The 17,570-nt window shown below is 43.3% G+C and carries 12 protein-coding genes; 6 read left to right on the top strand and 6 right to left on the bottom strand.

Translation table 11 applies throughout. From position 1 onward, the window contains the following. From xdhB to ACT3SX_RS08860, 5 genes are all read right to left on the bottom strand, one after another. A partial coding sequence (gene xdhB, locus ACT3SX_RS08840) for a xanthine dehydrogenase molybdopterin binding subunit (protein ID WP_444761706.1) occupies window positions 1-2,374 on the bottom strand: 2,374 nt, incomplete at its 3' end. 369 nt (window positions 2,375-2,743) lie between these two features. Further along, a complete protein-coding gene (gene xdhA / locus ACT3SX_RS08845) occupies window positions 2,744-4,354 on the bottom strand; it encodes a xanthine dehydrogenase small subunit (protein ID WP_192519057.1) in 1,611 nt (536 codons plus the stop codon). 555 nt (window positions 4,355-4,909) lie between these two features. Continuing rightward, entirely contained in the window at window positions 4,910-5,602 is a 693-nt protein-coding gene (locus ACT3SX_RS08850; RefSeq protein ID WP_192519058.1) for a 1-pyrroline-5-carboxylate dehydrogenase, read from the bottom strand. Window positions 5,603-5,613: 11 nt separating this feature from the next. Then, window positions 5,614-8,883, bottom strand: coding sequence for a bifunctional proline dehydrogenase/L-glutamate gamma-semialdehyde dehydrogenase PutA (gene putA, locus ACT3SX_RS08855; protein WP_192519059.1), 3,270 nt, complete (start codon window positions 8,881-8,883; stop codon window positions 5,614-5,616). Window positions 8,884-9,662: 779 nt separating this feature from the next. After that, window positions 9,663-10,958: an NCS2 family permease gene (locus ACT3SX_RS08860; RefSeq protein WP_192519060.1), complete on the bottom strand. Its 1,296-nt coding sequence runs from the start codon at window positions 10,956-10,958 to the stop codon at window positions 9,663-9,665. Window positions 10,959-11,415: 457 nt separating this feature from the next. Here ACT3SX_RS08860 and tolQ point away from each other — a divergent pair, with 457 nt between their 5' ends. The 5 genes from tolQ to ACT3SX_RS08885 all read left to right on the top strand — a co-directional run bounded on the left by tolQ (window position 11,416) and on the right by ACT3SX_RS08885 (window position 15,418). Beyond that, window positions 11,416-12,138 carry a protein TolQ gene (tolQ, locus tag ACT3SX_RS08865; RefSeq protein WP_192519061.1) on the top strand — a complete coding sequence of 241 codons (723 nt, stop codon included), beginning with the start codon at window positions 11,416-11,418 and terminating at the stop codon, window positions 12,136-12,138. After that, on the top strand, window positions 12,135-12,596 hold the full coding sequence (tolR, locus tag ACT3SX_RS08870; RefSeq protein WP_192519062.1) for a protein TolR: 462 nt from the start codon (window positions 12,135-12,137) through the stop codon (window positions 12,594-12,596). The genes tolQ and tolR overlap by 4 nt, the downstream gene beginning before the upstream one ends. Window positions 12,597-12,659: 63 nt before the next feature. Beyond that, the gene (locus ACT3SX_RS08875; protein WP_225739140.1) at window positions 12,660-13,640 is read left to right on the top strand and encodes a cell envelope integrity protein TolA; all 981 of its coding nucleotides are present in this window, start codon (window positions 12,660-12,662) and stop codon (window positions 13,638-13,640) included. Window positions 13,641-13,776: 136 nt separating this feature from the next. Continuing rightward, window positions 13,777-15,069 (top strand): translocation protein TolB, encoded by a 1,293-nt coding sequence (locus ACT3SX_RS08880; RefSeq protein WP_442062459.1) that lies wholly within the window; start codon window positions 13,777-13,779, stop codon window positions 15,067-15,069. Between the two features lie 196 nt (window positions 15,070-15,265). Next, window positions 15,266-15,418 (top strand): hypothetical protein, encoded by a 153-nt coding sequence (locus ACT3SX_RS08885; RefSeq protein WP_192519064.1) that lies wholly within the window; start codon window positions 15,266-15,268, stop codon window positions 15,416-15,418. 167 nt (window positions 15,419-15,585) lie between these two features. Here the strand turns inward: ACT3SX_RS08885 and ACT3SX_RS08890 are convergent, their stop codons facing one another. Continuing rightward, window positions 15,586-16,197 (bottom strand): flavodoxin family protein, encoded by a 612-nt coding sequence (locus ACT3SX_RS08890; protein WP_192519065.1) that lies wholly within the window; start codon window positions 16,195-16,197, stop codon window positions 15,586-15,588. 405 nt (window positions 16,198-16,602) lie between these two features. Here ACT3SX_RS08890 and ACT3SX_RS08895 point away from each other — a divergent pair. Further along, window positions 16,603-17,570: YeeE/YedE family protein (locus tag ACT3SX_RS08895; protein WP_444518626.1), on the top strand; the 968-nt coding region annotated here is incomplete at its 3' end.

Below are 17,570 nucleotides of genomic sequence, written 5' to 3' on the forward strand. Positions count from 1 at the left end.
CTGGCAAATGGATATCTTTGCTATGAGGCACTTGTTGTGGCTGTACTCGATCATCATCGATACCGCAGTTATCATCCACTGAGGTCAAGCTTTCAACCGCATCAGTATCTATACGCTCTAAAATCTCCCACGCTTGGCCTTGTAAGCGCATGACAGATTTCAATACAGCTTCTGGCGTAGCTGGCATGGTCAGCTCTGGGTTTTTCTTATAATCACCGACGCTTGCAATGGCATTGTTTATCGCACACCAAACACTAGCGGCTAACATGAACGGTGGTTCACCGACGGCTTTAGAGTTATAAATAGTCTGCTCTTCGTTTTTGCGATCGAACAGTTTCACGCTCCACTGCTTTGGTAAGTCATGAGCGGTTGGAATTTTATAATTCGCGGCACCGTTAGAAGCCAACTTGCCTTTCTTGTCCCAAATTAACTCTTCAGCGGTCAACCAACCCATTCCTTGGACAAACCCACCTTCAATCTGACCAATATCAATGGCTGGATTGATTGACTGTCCAACATCATGCAGGATGTCACAGCGTAGCACTTTATACTCACCCGTTAAGATATCAATTTCGACTTCAGAACAGGATGCCCCAAGTGCAAAATAGAAGAATGGACGACCCCATGCTTTTGAGCGATCATAAAAAATCTTTGGGGTTTTATAGTAACCGGTCGAAGACAAGCTGATACGGTGCTGATACGCCAATATCACCAACTCAGCAAACGTTAATATATTTTTATCAGCGATATGAACGTGATTACGCTCAAACCTAATCTCCTCCTTGATAACGTCAAAATGTTCAGCAGCAAACTCAATCAAGCGTTGTTTAACCGTGATACAAGCATTCTGTGCCGCCTTGCCATTGATATCTGTGCCAGAAGAAGCCGCTGTCGGCGATGTATTTGGAACTTTATCTGTACGGGTCGCCGTGACTTTAACCGTATCTACATCCACGTCGAATTCATTGGCGACAATTTGGGCAATCTTTACATACAACCCTTGCCCCATTTCAGTACCACCATGGTTGATCTGAATACTACCATCGGTATAAATATGTACCAGCGCACCGGCTTGATTCAAATGTTGTACGGTAAACGAGATACCGAATTTAACAGGCGTCAATGCCAGACCCCAGCGTTTATCACTGCCCTCTGCTGCCGCTTTTTTATTGGCCGCTGTAACCTGCTGTCGGCGTTTATCGTATTGGTTATCGTCTGCCAACGTTTGCATGATAGTGACTAAATCAAAATGCTCAATCGGCTGCCCATAATGAGTGCTTTGACCATCTTTGTATAAGTTCGCCAAACGTACTTGTAGCGGATCTTTGCCTAGCGTATAGGCAATATGATCCATCATATATTCGGCCGTTAGCAAACCCTGCGGACCACCGAAACCCCGATAAGCCGTATTGGATACGGTATGCGTCTTACAACGGTGACCAGCTATCTGTGCCGCTGGATAATAATAAGCATTATCACAATGAAACATCGCGCGATCGACGATAGCATCAGACAAATCAGGCGAATAGCCACACAATCCAGCTAACTGCATATCAACACCGAGCACTTGACCCTCGTCATTGACACCAACGTCATATCGGTTAGCAAACTCGTGACGTTTACCCGTCACCACCATGTCATCTTGGCGATCTAAACGCATGCTCACTGGCACATTATGGCGTTTGGCAACGATACCGCACAGACAGGCCCACGCAGCGGCTTGCGTCTCCTTACCACCAAACCCGCCACCCATTCTACGTACGACTGTCGTCACAGCATGAAAAGGCAGATCAATAACCTCAGCGACGAGCTGCTGTACTTCACTAGGATGCTGTGAGGAGGTGTAGACTTCGAGCCCACCGTCATCACAAGGCACGACATATGATACCTGACCTTCTAGATAAAAATGCTCCTGACCCAGCATATGAATATGACCTGCAATGCGAGTATAAGCGCTGTCAATCGCTGCTTGAGAATCACCACGCGTCATAAAATGGCTAGGACGTACAAACTGTGATTGCTTTAATGCTTCTTCAATAGTGAGTATCGCTGGCAAAGGCTCATACTCTATCTTTGCCTTGAGCGTGGCTTTTTTGGCAGCACGATGACTGGTTGCAACGACGACGAACAAGGTCTGACCCACATACTCAGCAACCTTATCCACCATCAATGGATCGCCATCAAATACAGGACCGATATCGGTTTTAGCCGGAATATCTTTAAAGGTAATTACGTCTATTACTCCATCAACGGCTCTTACTGCACTGAAATCCATGCTCAACACGCGTGCATGCGCATGGATACTTTTACCGATGGCTAAATGTAGAGTGCCTTGCGGTTTCAGTATGTCATCGACATAAGTCGCCGTACCCATCACATGGCTGATCGCACTGTCATGTTTGGCACTGGTACCAATTTTGTTTTTGGGTGGGCGGACGCGTCGAATACTGTCGCTGTCAAATAATGAAGAATGATGAAGAATGATGGTGATCTCTTATATTTTTGGTCAAACCTCTCACCTATACACTTGGCTATTGATGGTTTGACGGTATGATAAAAGCTATGTTGCGACGGGTATCATAAATACTTGATTTGATAGAAATATAATTATTAAGAGCTAATCCAATAAAAACCATATCAAAAAATCACGGTCGCAAAATCATAACTGTTATAAATATCTGTATGTAATGCATAACAATTTTGGGCAAGCAAAGCTTATGGCGAGTTTATAAATCGCCAATCTCTATGAGACGCTTGTTGATTGCCCCGCTGCGACTAACTGCTTGCCGCACTTGACCAATAGCCGCTGCACCACATGCATACGATACTCACGACTGGCTCTGACATCCGTCATTGGTGAGACATCCATCGGTAGCATTTTCGCGGCTTTCTCGAAACTGTCGACCGCCACAGATTTTCCAATTAATGCTTGTTGAGTTTTTTCAGCCAACAAAGGTATTGCAGCCATACCGCCCAGCCCAAATTTTACATTATCAATCGTCATATCATTTACCGATACATCGATCCTTGCCGCAAGTAGACAGGCAGAAATATCATCTTCATAGCGTTTACTTATCTTATGAATAAATAAGTGCTGATTGTCTTGTAATAGCGGGATATGAATGGCGACAACATAACTGCCTGCACGTAGCTTGGTTTTTTTATAATCCAAAAAGAATTCAGATAGAGGTAGGGTTTCATCAGTGTAATACGCTGGAGACTCATCACTATTACGATCCGTATCGCAATGGCGTAAATGAACCTGCGCATCTAATGCTAATAAGACAGGCGGTAAATCACCAATCGGTGATGCATTAGCGATATTGCCACCGATCGTCCCCATGTTACGGATTTGCGGAGAGGCAATACGCTCAAACAATGCTGCAAACTCAGGAAAATACTGCTCAAGTACAGGCAGCATTTTCTTGTAGCTCATACCAGCACCAAGCACTAACGATTTTGTAGATGTTGGCGCTACACTTTTCTCTCCATCATTTAATGACCAAGATTTCAACTCATCAATGGCAGATAGCTGAATAATAACGTCATGGTCGATAAAATGCTGCGTCACACTTAGGCCCAAATCTGTACCACCAGCCCAAATCGTTGCCTTCGGATTCGCTGCTAATACTTGATTCAGCTCATCAATAGTCTGTGGTATAAATAATTTCTGTGAACCGTGAGTCAATGCAGGAGTGATAATGTTTGTGTGTAGTGGATCAGCTGTTTTACGATTTGCCATCGCATCCGTCGCTAATGCTAGCGTAAGATCTTTCTGTGCTGCCTTCGCAGTATCTCGTTGCTGACCAATATCTGCCATTGCCAAACCAGCTTCAATAATCGGGCGGTAACCCGTACAGCGGCATAAATTTCCTGATATTGAAGCAACAATATCATCATAACTTAGCTCATCTGTCGTCGCATCTTTCACTTTTTGCAAACGATGATTTTCGTAAACACTTGCCAATGACATGACAAATCCTGGCGTACAAAAGCCGCACTGCGAACCGTGACAGTCCACCATCGCTTGTTGCGCAGGATGCAAGGAGGCACGCTCTGGATGATTCTCAGGATTGTCTGCGAGATAAGCCGCGGTCATCAAATGATGTCCATCCATCAATGATAACAAGGTAATGCAGGAATTTAGGGTATAAAAAGGCGTGGGATTGGCAGTCTCATTACCATTAGTAAGTAACGGCTGTGCCATAACGGTACACGCACCGCAGTCTCCACTAGCGCAGCCCTCTTTCGTATCACTCTGCCTTTCGTGCAGACGTAAATACTCAAGAACGGTTGTATTAGGATTAAGGTCGGCTATCTCATGAAACTTTCCATTTAGATAAAAACTGATCATGGCAATACTCGGCTATCAGGGTAAAAGTTATATAGAAAATTAATTTAAACTCTGAGAGGAAGTTATGCAATGCGGTCGCACACTGTTCCCAAAGTAGGATCAACTGTTAGTCAAACCTAAATCAATAAAAATATCTATAAGCATATGGGATAAGCTGACTGCCTTCTGAACTTCTGACTTGCTCAAGCTTAATCTGACTGAGGAGAGTGCTTCAATATCGTCACAAGATGTCTAAACAAATAGGTTTACGCAACAAGTGGATATAAAGATTGAAATAAACGTGTATTTAGGGTCTGTTGGGCAAGGTTGCTACTTTGTGTTTAAAGCTGACCTTTTGGTTAAGTTCTTACATATTATCATTATATTTATTTAATACACAACTCATAAAATTGTATTTTTACTCATCAATATTGAGCAATTAATGTCTGCTGAACCTTTAATTAAAAAAACGGTCAACGCTTATTCATTGAAAATATCAATAAATAAACGCTGACCGTCGTGTCAATTCGATTAGATTCCAACACCATTTCTATTGTTTGGTATTGGTAAAATCAACTACTCTGTACCAAGCTCCAACAAGCTCGCATTACCACCAATAGCCGTAGTGTTGATTGTTTTTACTCGTTCAGTGACGAAGCGATGGAGATAATCAGGTGTTAGCATCTCCGAAAAACCTTCCATATCGGTCACACTAATCACTTGAGTCAAAATACCGTCGGTGTTGGCAAGCTCTTGGCTAATCTCCTGCACTTCACTGCGACTGCCAGCGACAGCAACTTGCGCAAGACGGTCAATATATAACAATGTGACCGTTTGCGAGTCGTTTGCCACGCTAATGACGTCATCACTGATACCAGCATCATAGAGTATATTTGCCGCTTCATTGCACATCTCTTCTTGGCTTGGGCAATGTAATATCACCTCATTACCTGTCAAAAGTGCCGCTATTAACTGACCAAGTACTGCCATCGCTTTGGCAGAATCACCACCGATGACCATGGTTTTCCCACGAGCCGTCACATACAAATCATTTGACTCACCAGTAGCACCAGTCATACGATGCACTTCATCTAGGCTAGGTGCTTCATTCAACAAATGATTAAACAAGCGCTTTGCTTTGTTGGCATCACCCGTGAGTAAGGCCAGTTTTGGAATAGCCGCTTGTAGATAAACAGCGCGATTGACTGCGCCAAGCAGTCGCCAAGATTCACAAACCTGGGCATGATTTTTTTTGAATTCTGTCGCCATGTTGCTACTCCTTACGCGATTTCTGATTGAGTGGTTGTTTGAGATTGGTTTTGCGTCACTGCGGTATTAACACCTGACTGATTCGTACTGGTTGATTCAGTACTTAGTTTCATCAGACGAGCAACATAATGCGGACCACCAGCTTTAGGGCCAGTACCAGACAAGCCACAGCCACCAAACGGCTGTACGTTTACGACTGCACCGATTTGGTTACGGTTAACATAAGTATTACCTACCACAGCACGGCGCTCAATATGTTCAGTAGTGTTTTCAATACGGCTATGGATACCCAAGGTCAAACCAAAACCTGTGGCATTAATCGCATCAATCAGCTTATCTAGGTCACGCGCTTGATAGCGTAGCACATGTAGAATTGGGCCAAAGTGCTCACCACCGATCACATCGATACTGTTTACTTCGATCGCCGTTGGCAATACAAAAGTAGACTGCTCTTGGCTCACCACTGAGCTCGAACTCATTGGTGTTTGTGCCAAAATAGTAGCAGTCGGCTCATCACGCATACGCTCGATATGCGCTTCAAGACCTTGCTTGGCATCTGCATCAATCACTGGGCCCACGTCTGTCGCAGCGTATAACGGATTGCCGACAGACAGCTCCGCCATATTACCTTGTAACAGCTCAATCAAATCATCAGCCATTTCTTCTTGCACGCACAAAATACGGCAAGCTGAACAGCGCTGACCTGCTGAACCGAACGCTGATAGAACCGCATCTTTAACCACTTGTTCTGGTAGTGCTGTCGAATCAACTATCATGGCGTTTTGACCGCCAGTCTCAGCGATAAACACGGGCAGCTCACCGCTGGCCTTTTCATGATTATTTAGGCTTTGATTAATGTACTGTGCTGTCTGAGTTGAACCAGTAAAAATAACACCTGCAATATCAGCAGCGGCTGTCAATGCCCCACCAACGTCGCCCGCACCAATTACTAACTGCAATGCTTCTACTGGCACGCCTGCTTGATGCATCAACTGTACCGCAAAGTGCGCAACCAAGCTGGTCTGCTCGGCAGGTTTCGCCACGACGGTGTTGCCCGACGCGAGTGCTGCCACAATTTGACCCGTATAAATAGCCAATGGAAAGTTCCAAGGACTGATACAGACAAACGTACCACGCGGTTTGTACACTTGACGTGACAGCTTGCCAGATAAATCGGCAAACTCATGGACGACACCATCCAGACGTTCAGCTTCATCCGCATAAAAACGGCAGAAATCAACGGCTTCTTTGATCTCATCGATACCATCTTGCATGGTCTTGCCAGCTTCAATCTGACAGATCGCCATCAGCTCAGCATAGTTTTCTTCGTAGAGATCAGCTATTTTGCGCAGTATTTCAGCACGCTTAGTAGCAGGTACCGCTTGCCAGATACTTTCTCCTGCCACCGCCGTATCAACCGCTTGACGTGCAATGTCTGCATTGGCATAGACAACGTCACCAGCGATTACTTCATGGTTCCAAGGTGCTTTGACCGCCTGACGATCAAGCTTATGAGTAACGCCATTATCTTCATAGCTGTCAATCGCTTTGCCATTGATAACAGACATCGCTGACCAAGTTTTATTCAAATGGCTGTCGATCTCAGATTTGAACGATAACCACTGTGATTCTGTGAATATATTAGGACCAAAACTGGCACGGCGCTCACCGTAAATTTCTAGTGGCAACGGTATTTCTGGATTATGCAACGTGGCATTGGTCAGCAGCTTGTCGTATGAATGTACGGTCAGTTTATCAATTGGATAAGACTTATCTAACAATTGATGCACAAACGAGCTGTTTGCACCATTCTCAAGCAAGCGACGCACTAAGTACGGCAGTAAGTCTTTATGTGCGCCAACAGGTGCGTAGATACGTACCGCAATTTTATACGCTTGTAAGATATGATCATAAAGTGCATCACCCATACCATGTAAGCGTTGGAACTCAAAGTCTCTATGCTGACTCATGGTCATAATCGACGCAAGTGTGTGCGCGTTATGAGTGGCAAACTGTGGCCAGATTAATCCGCGTAGATGCTCTGATAATAAGAAACGAGCACAGGCAAGATAAGCCGTATCCGTGCCTTCTTTACGTGTCCAAACAGGATAGCCTGACAAACCCTTTTGTTGAGCAAGCTTAATTTCAGTATCCCAATAGGCACCTTTTACCAAACGTACAGGAATGCGGTCACCTACTTCTATCGCCAAACGAGCCAGCCAAGCCAATACAGCAATTGCACGCTTAGAATAGCCCTGTACGACGATACCTAGACCATCCCAGCCCTCTGTCAAACTGTCGCGATATAAAGACTCAAACAGTTTTAAAGAAATCTCTAAACGGTCGGCTTCTTCAGCATCGATACTCAGATCCACGTTGACTTCACGTGCCGCTTCTATAAGCAACAAGCAGCGTTGGCGCAGTAGCCCCATTACCTGTGCTTCTTGTGTCGCTTCATAGCGAGGATGCAGTGCTGACAATTTAATAGATACTGACGGCTTCGGCATACCCTCTTTGACTTTAATGCTAGCGGTGGCTCTAATCGCATGCAAATAGTCATTGAAATATTTTTCGGCATCTTTATGCGTGATCGCCGCCTCACCTAACATATCGAACGAGTAGGTATATCCTTTATTACGATATGGCTGACTATTTTTATTCGCACCCTCAATCGTTTCGCCTAATACGAACTGATGACCCATGATACGCATGGCTTTCTGCATGGCACTACGAATGACAGGCTCGCCCATCTTCTTAGTCATGCGATCCAAAAATCCTGACGCCGTAGTATTGCTATCAATGCTAACAACACGACCTGTCATCATCATGCCCCATGACGAAGCATTGACCATAAAACCATTGTCATTCTTGATGTGTTTTTTCCAATCAGCCACACTCATTTTGTCATGAATCAGTGCATCAGCCGTATAGTTGTCTGGCACTCGAATCAACGCTTCTGCCAAACTCATTAGCAAAATACCTTCTTGAGTATCAAGACTGTATTCAAGCAGTAGAGAATCGACCATCTTGACGGCTTTGCCATCATTACGTACATACTCTACCAACTGGCGCGTTTGCTCAGCCGCTGCATCACGTTCTTCAGTGCTAGGCTTGGCAAGTGGCAACAATTCAGACAACCAACGTTCTTCATCGACACTGTATAGTGGCGTGATACGATCATGTAGTGTGTCTGCTGATTGGGTCATGTATTCTGGCAACAACAAGTCAACCGGTTTGAATAAAATCGGCTCTTGCGGGGTAAATTGGTCTACTGGGTTCATAACCACTCCATAACTATCGTTTAAAAACCATAATAAATGGTGCTTTAGGAATTCTAATTTTTCTGCATAGCTGGCTATAACCACTAAATAAATAGTCGTTATAAATACCTACTCACAATAATAATCAAAGAACCAAATGGCGCCATCACAAAACGAGAAAATCCAGCATCAGCTGGGAACCATTAAGTAGGTCGTTCAAGTGTTAAACGGCTACGTTAACAATACAAAGGCAACAATAAAAAGTTAAGCGGCATTAGTGCCTTCTTCTTGCTAGTAGTGAAAGGAGTTTGATGATCAGGTTTTGCGATAACAATGTTAAATATAGAATCATTTAACACCATATTATCAAAACGAAAGTAAATCGTATTAATAAACACAAATCCATCATCTAATATGATACTAATTCACTGTAAGAAAAACCTCTACGGCGTTGATTGAGGTGATGCGCTTAACTTGAGTATAGTATCATGAAAAAAAAAATTCAAACTAACGATATTGTCAGTTTTTATAAATTAATATACCGCTAAAAAACAAACAGTTATCAGCACTTTTTTCACAATGACGCTTTGGTCTTATCTCCCTATTTACGATAGAAAATCAATTGTTTTTTTAAATCAAATACTTAAAAAAAATCGTAATGATGTAACCCATATTTCGGCCAAAAAAAATCTCTCTTTATCAGTGATAGATAAAGAGAGATTTTCACATGCTAATGATTTTTCAGAACAACGGCATTGACATTTTAGTACTCAACAAACCCTAACTTGCAGTATAACCAATCAAACAAAAACAATTTTTGCCAATAGCACAATGGTCAATATCCATACTGGAATGCTGATGTCAGAGAATTTACCCGTCAATGCTTTGGTCGCTGTATAAGTAACAAAACCAAGTGCAATACCGTCGGCAATAGAGTACGTTAATGGTGTAAATAACAATACCACGACGACTGGTCCCGCCTGAGTTAAATCAGCCCACTCAACATCTTTGAGTGTGCCTAACATCAATACTGCCACATAAAATATCGCGCCTGCTGTCGCATAAGCAGGAATCATACTGGCCAATGGTGCAAAGAAAATACTGAGTAAAAATAACACACCGACAGTCACAGCGACCAACCCTGTACGACCACCTGCGGCAATTCCTGAAACGCTTTCAATATAACTGGTCGTTGATGACGTACCTAGAAATGTACCTGCGACCGTTGCCGTAGAATCCGCAAACATGGCTTTACCCATATTCTTAACTTTACCATCTTTGTCGACCAATCCTGCCTGTTGAGTGGTCGCAATCAACGTACCTGCTGTATCAAACAAATCCACGAATAAAAAAGCAAAGATAACGCTGATCATACTCACATCAAACGCACCAGCAATATCAAGCTGCATCAGCGTAGGAGCAATCGATGGCGGTGTAGATATAATACCTGTGAATTGCGTATTGCCAGTTAATAAGCTAACCAACGCCACCAGTAAAATACCAATCGTCACTGCACCAGGGACTTTCTTGTAGGATAAAGCCATAATGACAATAAATCCGATAGCAGCCATTGCAGGTCCAAAGGTCGTCATGTCTCCTAGACCGACCAAAGTAGCATCATGATTAACGATAACCCCTGAGCTTTGTAATGCAATAAACGCTAGAAATGCACCGATACCAGCGACCACGCCTTGCTTGAGTGACACAGGAATAGAGTTGATAATCATCTCTCGAATCTTGAACAGACTCAACAGCACAAAGATACAACCAGACAAAAATACCGCGCCAAGTGCTACTTGCCACGTATACCCCATGCCTAGCACAACGCCATAAGTAAAAAAGGCATTCAGCCCCATACCAGGAGCCTGAGCAACTGGTAAGCGAGCATAAAGCCCCATAATCAAACACCCGATTGCTGCTGCCAAACAAGTAGCAACAAACACAGCACCTCTATCCATGCCAGCATCTGCCAGCACGTTAGGATTAACAAAAATAATATAAGCCATCGTCAAAAAAGTCGTTAAACCGGCAAGAATTTCCGTTTTAATCGTGGTGTTTTGACCATTGATTCCAAAATAACGTTCGATTGCATTCATAAGTGTCGCGCCCAGCTTGCTAGTGAAAGAACAAATTTATTGGTGTCTCAAATAGAGGTGACATCAACAAACAAATAGTGACGTCATTACCAGAAGGCATCAGTAACGAAGTGTAACATTCTAGAGAAGTTACTATGCAAATTCAATCGCTACCCGTACCTTGTGAGTACAAATACCTGCTTTCATAACTTTAGAAAAAACTGTTAAAAAATATTTCAGAGATTTATTTATAAAATCCTTTCGACCTTGGCAAGTAAGCTTATATGCATAAATATCTATATAATTATGTGGTATTTAACATTTTAATAATGACCTTTCCTTCATTTAACAGTAAACTAAGCGGTTGATACAAGTATGCAGAATTATTGCCCTATCATATTTTTATGTTATCAAAGATCCTATCTGGTATGCGTAATGCACCATATCAGCTGACGTCAACTATCCGTGAGTTTATTACATGCCTGAGTCATTAAATATTATCGATCTTGTTACCCAAGCCAGCCTATTGGTGCAGATTGTGATGGCACTATTATTATTAGCCTCTTTGTTCAGTTGGGTGATTATTTTTCGTATGAGTGCACGGCTTGGTACAGCCCAAAACTTCGACCAACAGTTCGAGACTTGGTTTTGGTCAGGAGAAGATTTGGCCAAACTCTATCAAGGTGTGCAAGGATCACCTGAACGCCAAGGACTTGAACAAATTTTTTATATTGGGTTTTCAGAATACCTCAGAATGCATAAAAAGCGCCAACCTAAAGACGACATCATCGATGGTGTTGAGCGTAAGCTAAGAGTTGGTTTGGGTCGTCAGCAGCAATTACTAGAGTCAGGGCTAACGACGCTAGCAAGTATCGGATCGGTCGCGCCTTATATCGGACTGTTTGGTACCGTTTGGGGCATCATGAATGCCTTTTTAGGGTTGTCTCAAACAGAGCAAGCTACTCTAGCTTCGGTCGCACCTGGCATCGCTGAAGCATTGATCGCGACGGCGATGGGTCTGTTTGCTGCTATTCCTGCGGTATTGGCTTATAATCACTTTACCGCAAAATCCAGTCGCTTGTATGACTCGCGGGCGCTGTTTTGTGATGAAATGACCGGCATGCTCCAGCGTGAGACCAGTGTAGAAAGCAGCACAAAAAGAGAAACGCCAGCGAATGCAACGCAGGTGCAAGGGTTATGAAACAAAGTCCCTATCGCCGTGAAAAAAAAGCGCTAAATGCGGAGATGAACGTTGTCCCTTACATCGATGTGATGCTGGTATTGCTGGTCATATTTATGGTCACAGCACCGATGCTAATTACTGGTGTTGATGTTGATTTACCAAAAGAGCAAACCAACACCATGAGCCAAAGCCAGCTACCTGTGATTGTTTCTTTGACGGATACTGGAGAGATTTTTATCAGTTATGAAAATAATATCGACTTACCGATGAGTGAACCTGAATTGATTAACACCTTATCCAATTTACAGTCTCAGAGTAACGAACTCGGCGAACAGCCAGTGCAGGTAATGATAAATGCCGATCAAAACAATCAATATGGTGTCATTATGACGCTAATGGCAACGTTACAACAAGCAGGTATTCAAAAGGTCGGACTATTAACAGGTGCACCACTACCCGCGCCTGCTGTGCCTTAATTATAAGCACCATTCTCAATCAAGCTGACAATAGAATAGTAGCCAACCCAATGAACCACGTTCATGAGTATAAATATTATGAATAATGCTCCTGCCGTCTATGTGCCTACCCAACCTGAAGGAAATGGGCTCACTATGCCTATGCTATTCAGTCTATTAGCGCATAGCCTTGTGATTGGCTTGCTGGTTTATAGCTATCAAAACGCTGAGGTAGAGATGGTTGGTAGCCTTGAAACGGTCATGGTCTCTCCTGAGCAACTGGCTGAGATGCAAGGGCAGATACTGGCCAATCGTGCAGCCGCGCAGGCACAAGCAGCCAGTGCCAACAGCAGTTCGTCGATAGTTACGCAAGCAAATGAGTCTGACAGTAACGATGCCAACCAAAACAGCACCCAACCAAGCTCACAACAAGTTCCTAGTTTTAGCCGTCCCGACGACACTACTGGTCGCCCCTTACTCATGAGCGAAGAACATCATCAGCGCTTGCTTGAACGAAATAGAGTATATGAGCAGCAAATGGCTGAGTTGGCAGAACAATTGGATGAGTCGATAGCAGAAAGCCACGACCCAATTCAGGAGAAGCTAAGAAAAGATAAAGCTGAGCTTGAGAAATTACGCTATATACAACAGCACCCTGTTACTATTGCACGTCCCAATGCTGATAGTACTAATATAGAATTTGAAAGTAATGATCCTGATGGCGCACCTCAGGATTATAGTTTGGCAAAAGGCGAGTCTATATCTGGCGATAAAGCAACAAGTAACGCAAAAAAAAGCAGTCGTGGTGCTAGCAACAATGAAATTATCAACCTAATCAAACGTAACTATAATCCGCCGATAGGAGCGAAAGGTGCGACTCAACGCGCTACGCTAATAATTACTGTAAATGCTAATGGCAAGGTGACCAATGTATCGGTTTCAGGACCTGATAGTAAGGTCAATGAGGCAGCCAAACAAGCAGTTTGGGATGCGGATAGCTTTCCAATAGATACTAGCGATCCCAAATATCCTACTTTTAATATAGAGTTTAAAGGTAGTAACTAATAAGCTGCTCATATTTTATGCTATTGGTAATGTTATCTTAAGAATCTTATACTGTCCAAGATGCTGCCGTACCTTTATAGCTGATTAATTACCTACAAGAATGATAACTATACTTTTTCAGGAGCTCGACTTACTCATGCGCACTCATAAAAACTTACTCACATTTTTACTTACCAGTACATCAATCTTATTAATTGCTCCAAGTATATTTGCAGCTCCTGTCGTTCTGGAACTAGATTACGAAATTCCTATTCAACAAAACCAAGTCGCTTTCGTTCCCTTCGCTGGTGACACCGTCATGTCTTCTATTATCTTAAATGATTTAGATAACACAGAATTAAAAACGACTAGCAAAAATTTGCCACAGCAACCAAGTAGCAGCAGCGAGTTAGCAGGCACGCTACCAGTCTGGCAAAGTATCGGAGTTCCTTACTTAGTCGTCGGTAGTAGCAGCACCAACCGCGGCAAAGTCACCACTGAATATGAAGTCATTGAGGTCAAATCAGGGCGAATACTGGCAGGCAAACAGAGCTTAACAGCTAAGGATGACAAAGAAAGCATGCGTTATGCTGGCCATGTCATTGCCGATAAAATATATGAGTTGATTACTGGAACACCAGGGGATTTTTCAGGTCGTATTGCTTATATTGAAGAAATCGGCGTAGGCAAAGACAAAACCTCAAGCCTGAAAATCATGGATGCTGATGGTGCAAACGCCAGAACCATCTATACAGCCAAAGGGTCTATATTTTCACCCGCTTGGTCGCCCGACGGCAAACGCATTGCTTACTCTGTACAGCGAGATAAATCATATCCTATTATCTATGTACAGAACGTAGATGGCGGCTCTTCTACAGCACTCACGCCTTATTCTGGTAGCAACTTGAGTCCCTCATTCTCACCCGATGGTAGCAAAATACTATTTTCTAGCAGCTTTGAAGGCAGTGCCGATATTTATGAAGTAAGCGCCAGTGGTGGTCAGCCTAATAGAATTATCAATTGGCCAAGCAGTGAAGTGCAGCCAAGCTATGCACCTGACGGCAAGTCTTTTGTTTTTGTATCCGACAAAGCAGGATTCAATAAGCCACAAATCTATCGCTATGAGTTTGCATCAGGACATACGATTAAGCTGTCAAATAGCAGTTATGCCACCAGTCCACAGTTCAGTGTTGATGGATCGCAGATTGCCTTCTTAAATGGCTCATCAGCCGCTATTATGAATAGCAATGGTGCCGTAACGGCTAACTTGGGTAATACAGGTATTGATGAAGCACCAAGCTTTTCACCTAATGGTAAACGCGTGGTATATGCCTCAAAACAAGGTAATAAAGGCGTTATTACGATAAAATCACTAAATGGTGGCGAGACATTTGGTAAGTCTGCACAAGGCATCATACGCTCACCCGTCTGGTCAGCCAGTCCAAAGTAGCTTTTCCTCTAAAGCAGCTTTATAGATTACTAAGACTATAATTAAGAAAGCGCGTGATAGTCTAATCGGGCGCTTTCTTATACAAATAAGCATATTATCAAGTGCTAGAATAATCTTCTATTTATAGCCAGATAACATAAGAGCAAGCTTTAAACTTAACACGCTTATATAGTCGCAGCCTTACCGAGATACTATTATGAAATCCTTCATTCTTACCAGTTTACTTAGCACAGTGACGCTACTGACAGGCTGCCAATCCATCCAGTTTGTTGACAGCCCTATTCCTGTGACCTCAACGCCTAACCCTACTCAACTTAATGCTAATACCAATCCCAAAAAATACGATTAGCGGTGTCAAACTTGTTTAGTCTACAGTGAGTAGTACTTGCACTTGTTTTCCTTGCTACTCTAATTTTTGTGCATGGTATAAGATTAGCACTCAATAATATAGAACTACAAAAAAGCAGCCTTAGAAATGGCTGCTTTTTTGAATCAGGTATGGTCGATAAAGTCGCCTTAACTCTGTGTATTCGCTGGTTGATGCTTAATAATGGTCTTAGCCAAATGATCACCAAACCAAATAGCAGTATCAATATCACCAGATCCAGGTGTTTTTTCAGGTGGACCATCCAGCGACTGCGTCATCAAACCCAAAAAGCTAGACAGACGGTTTAAGTCATGCGCTTCATGACCTGTCGGCATCAGTGGCAATCCAATCCAATTCGTCCCATGCTGCATCGCATACAGAGATATCTGCTGTAACACTGCGAGCTTATCACCGCTCAACCCACCCGAGTTTGCAAACGCCGCTGCCCACTTGCCTTCCCATGCACGGTGATACCACCGCTTTGAGGTCTCATCCATAAAGGTTTTAAATTCAGCAGTCACGCTACCCATATATACTGCACTGCCAAACACCAATAAATCTGCTTGATCTACGAATGCCCAATCTATTTCATGGACATCTACCGCTTTGACTTGCGATGCTGGTAACTGCTGGCATGCACCTGTCACGATTGCTTCAGCCACACGCTTAGTATGACCATAATTGCTATGATAAATAACAGCAATAGACAGATTTTTGGCTTGGCTAATGGCTGTTGAGTCAGGCGATATAGATATAGTCATACGGGCTCTAGTAATGGATGGATGAATGAATAATATTAGGATATGTCATGAAGTGAACAGTAATCACCAATGCTGTTAACAGTCTGGCATAGAGTAGCAATATTTGACAAATTATCAACTCTCTTATGTAAATCCTGATGCTGTTAAAGTCTATTGTAGCCAATCTACTAACATGATAAGAGCAGATTTTTCATCATCACACTTTATTTATTCCATAACTGCATATACTAATTCTAGATTTTCTCTCCAACTTGTTTTTATTTTCGATGCAATAAGACTATGATGTAGCGCTTATTCCTATGTTGACTAACAACACATGAGTACAACCAACAACTCAAAAGTAGTGTTTACAAAAGCTATAAAAATGCATGCCAATCAAAAATACTAGCAAAGGAGATCACCACTTTGACAGCGATAAAAGTTCAACCCGTAAACGAAACGCAAGATCCAATTGCAAGAGACAGTCTTCGCTTGAATGATCCACAAAAGATGCTAGTAGCAGGCGGTGCCATTGTGGGATTTCTCATGCTTGTCTATTTACTAGATACCCAGCATATTTCTCAGGCACTACTGCTTGGTATCGGCTTGCTATTAGGCTACACCCTTTTTCATGCACGCTTTGGTTTCACCTCTGCTTTTAGACGCCTAATGTCAGTCGGTAATGGGCAAGCGATGCGCTCACACATGCTCATGCTTGCCGTTGCCGTAACGTTATTTGCACCCATACTCGCCTTTGGTACGACTATCTTTGGTGGATCTGTGGCAGGCTATGTCGCACCAGTCGGTGTCAGTCTGCTTGTCGGTGCATTCATGTTCGGTATCGGTATGCAGCTGGGTGGTGGTTGTGCTTCTGGCACGCTGTATGCGATTGGCGGCGGACGTTCGGTGATGTTTATCACGTTTATCTTCTTTGTTGTTGGTGCCACTATTGGCGCTTACCACTTGCCGTTTTGGACAGAGGAGATGCCAAGCTTTGAGCCGTTCTCTTTGGCCACATCTACCGGTTTGGGTTACAGCGGTGCTTGGATGGTCTCTTTGGCGCTTTTTGGTTTGATTGCATGGATGACCTTGGTGGTTGAAAAAAGAACCAAAGCACCTAAGATGGCGCCCGTACCTTCTGCGACAGGCTGGAAACGTATTTTTCGTGGTTCTTGGCCACTGTTTGCAGCAGCCATCATATTAGGTCTTCTAAATGCGCTGACATTGATAACACGTGGTCAACCTTGGGGTATTACCTCTGCATTTGCGCTATGGGGATCTAAAATTGCGAGCACTTTTGGTGTTGATGTCGCCAATTGGGGTTATTGGCAAGGAACGAATGCAGCAGCACTTAATGCGTCTATATTTGCTGATTCTACAACCGTACTGAACTT

It is taken from the genome of Psychrobacter sp. AOP31-B2-9, assembly GCF_052378005.1.
Classification (GTDB): domain Bacteria; phylum Pseudomonadota; class Gammaproteobacteria; order Pseudomonadales; family Moraxellaceae; genus Psychrobacter.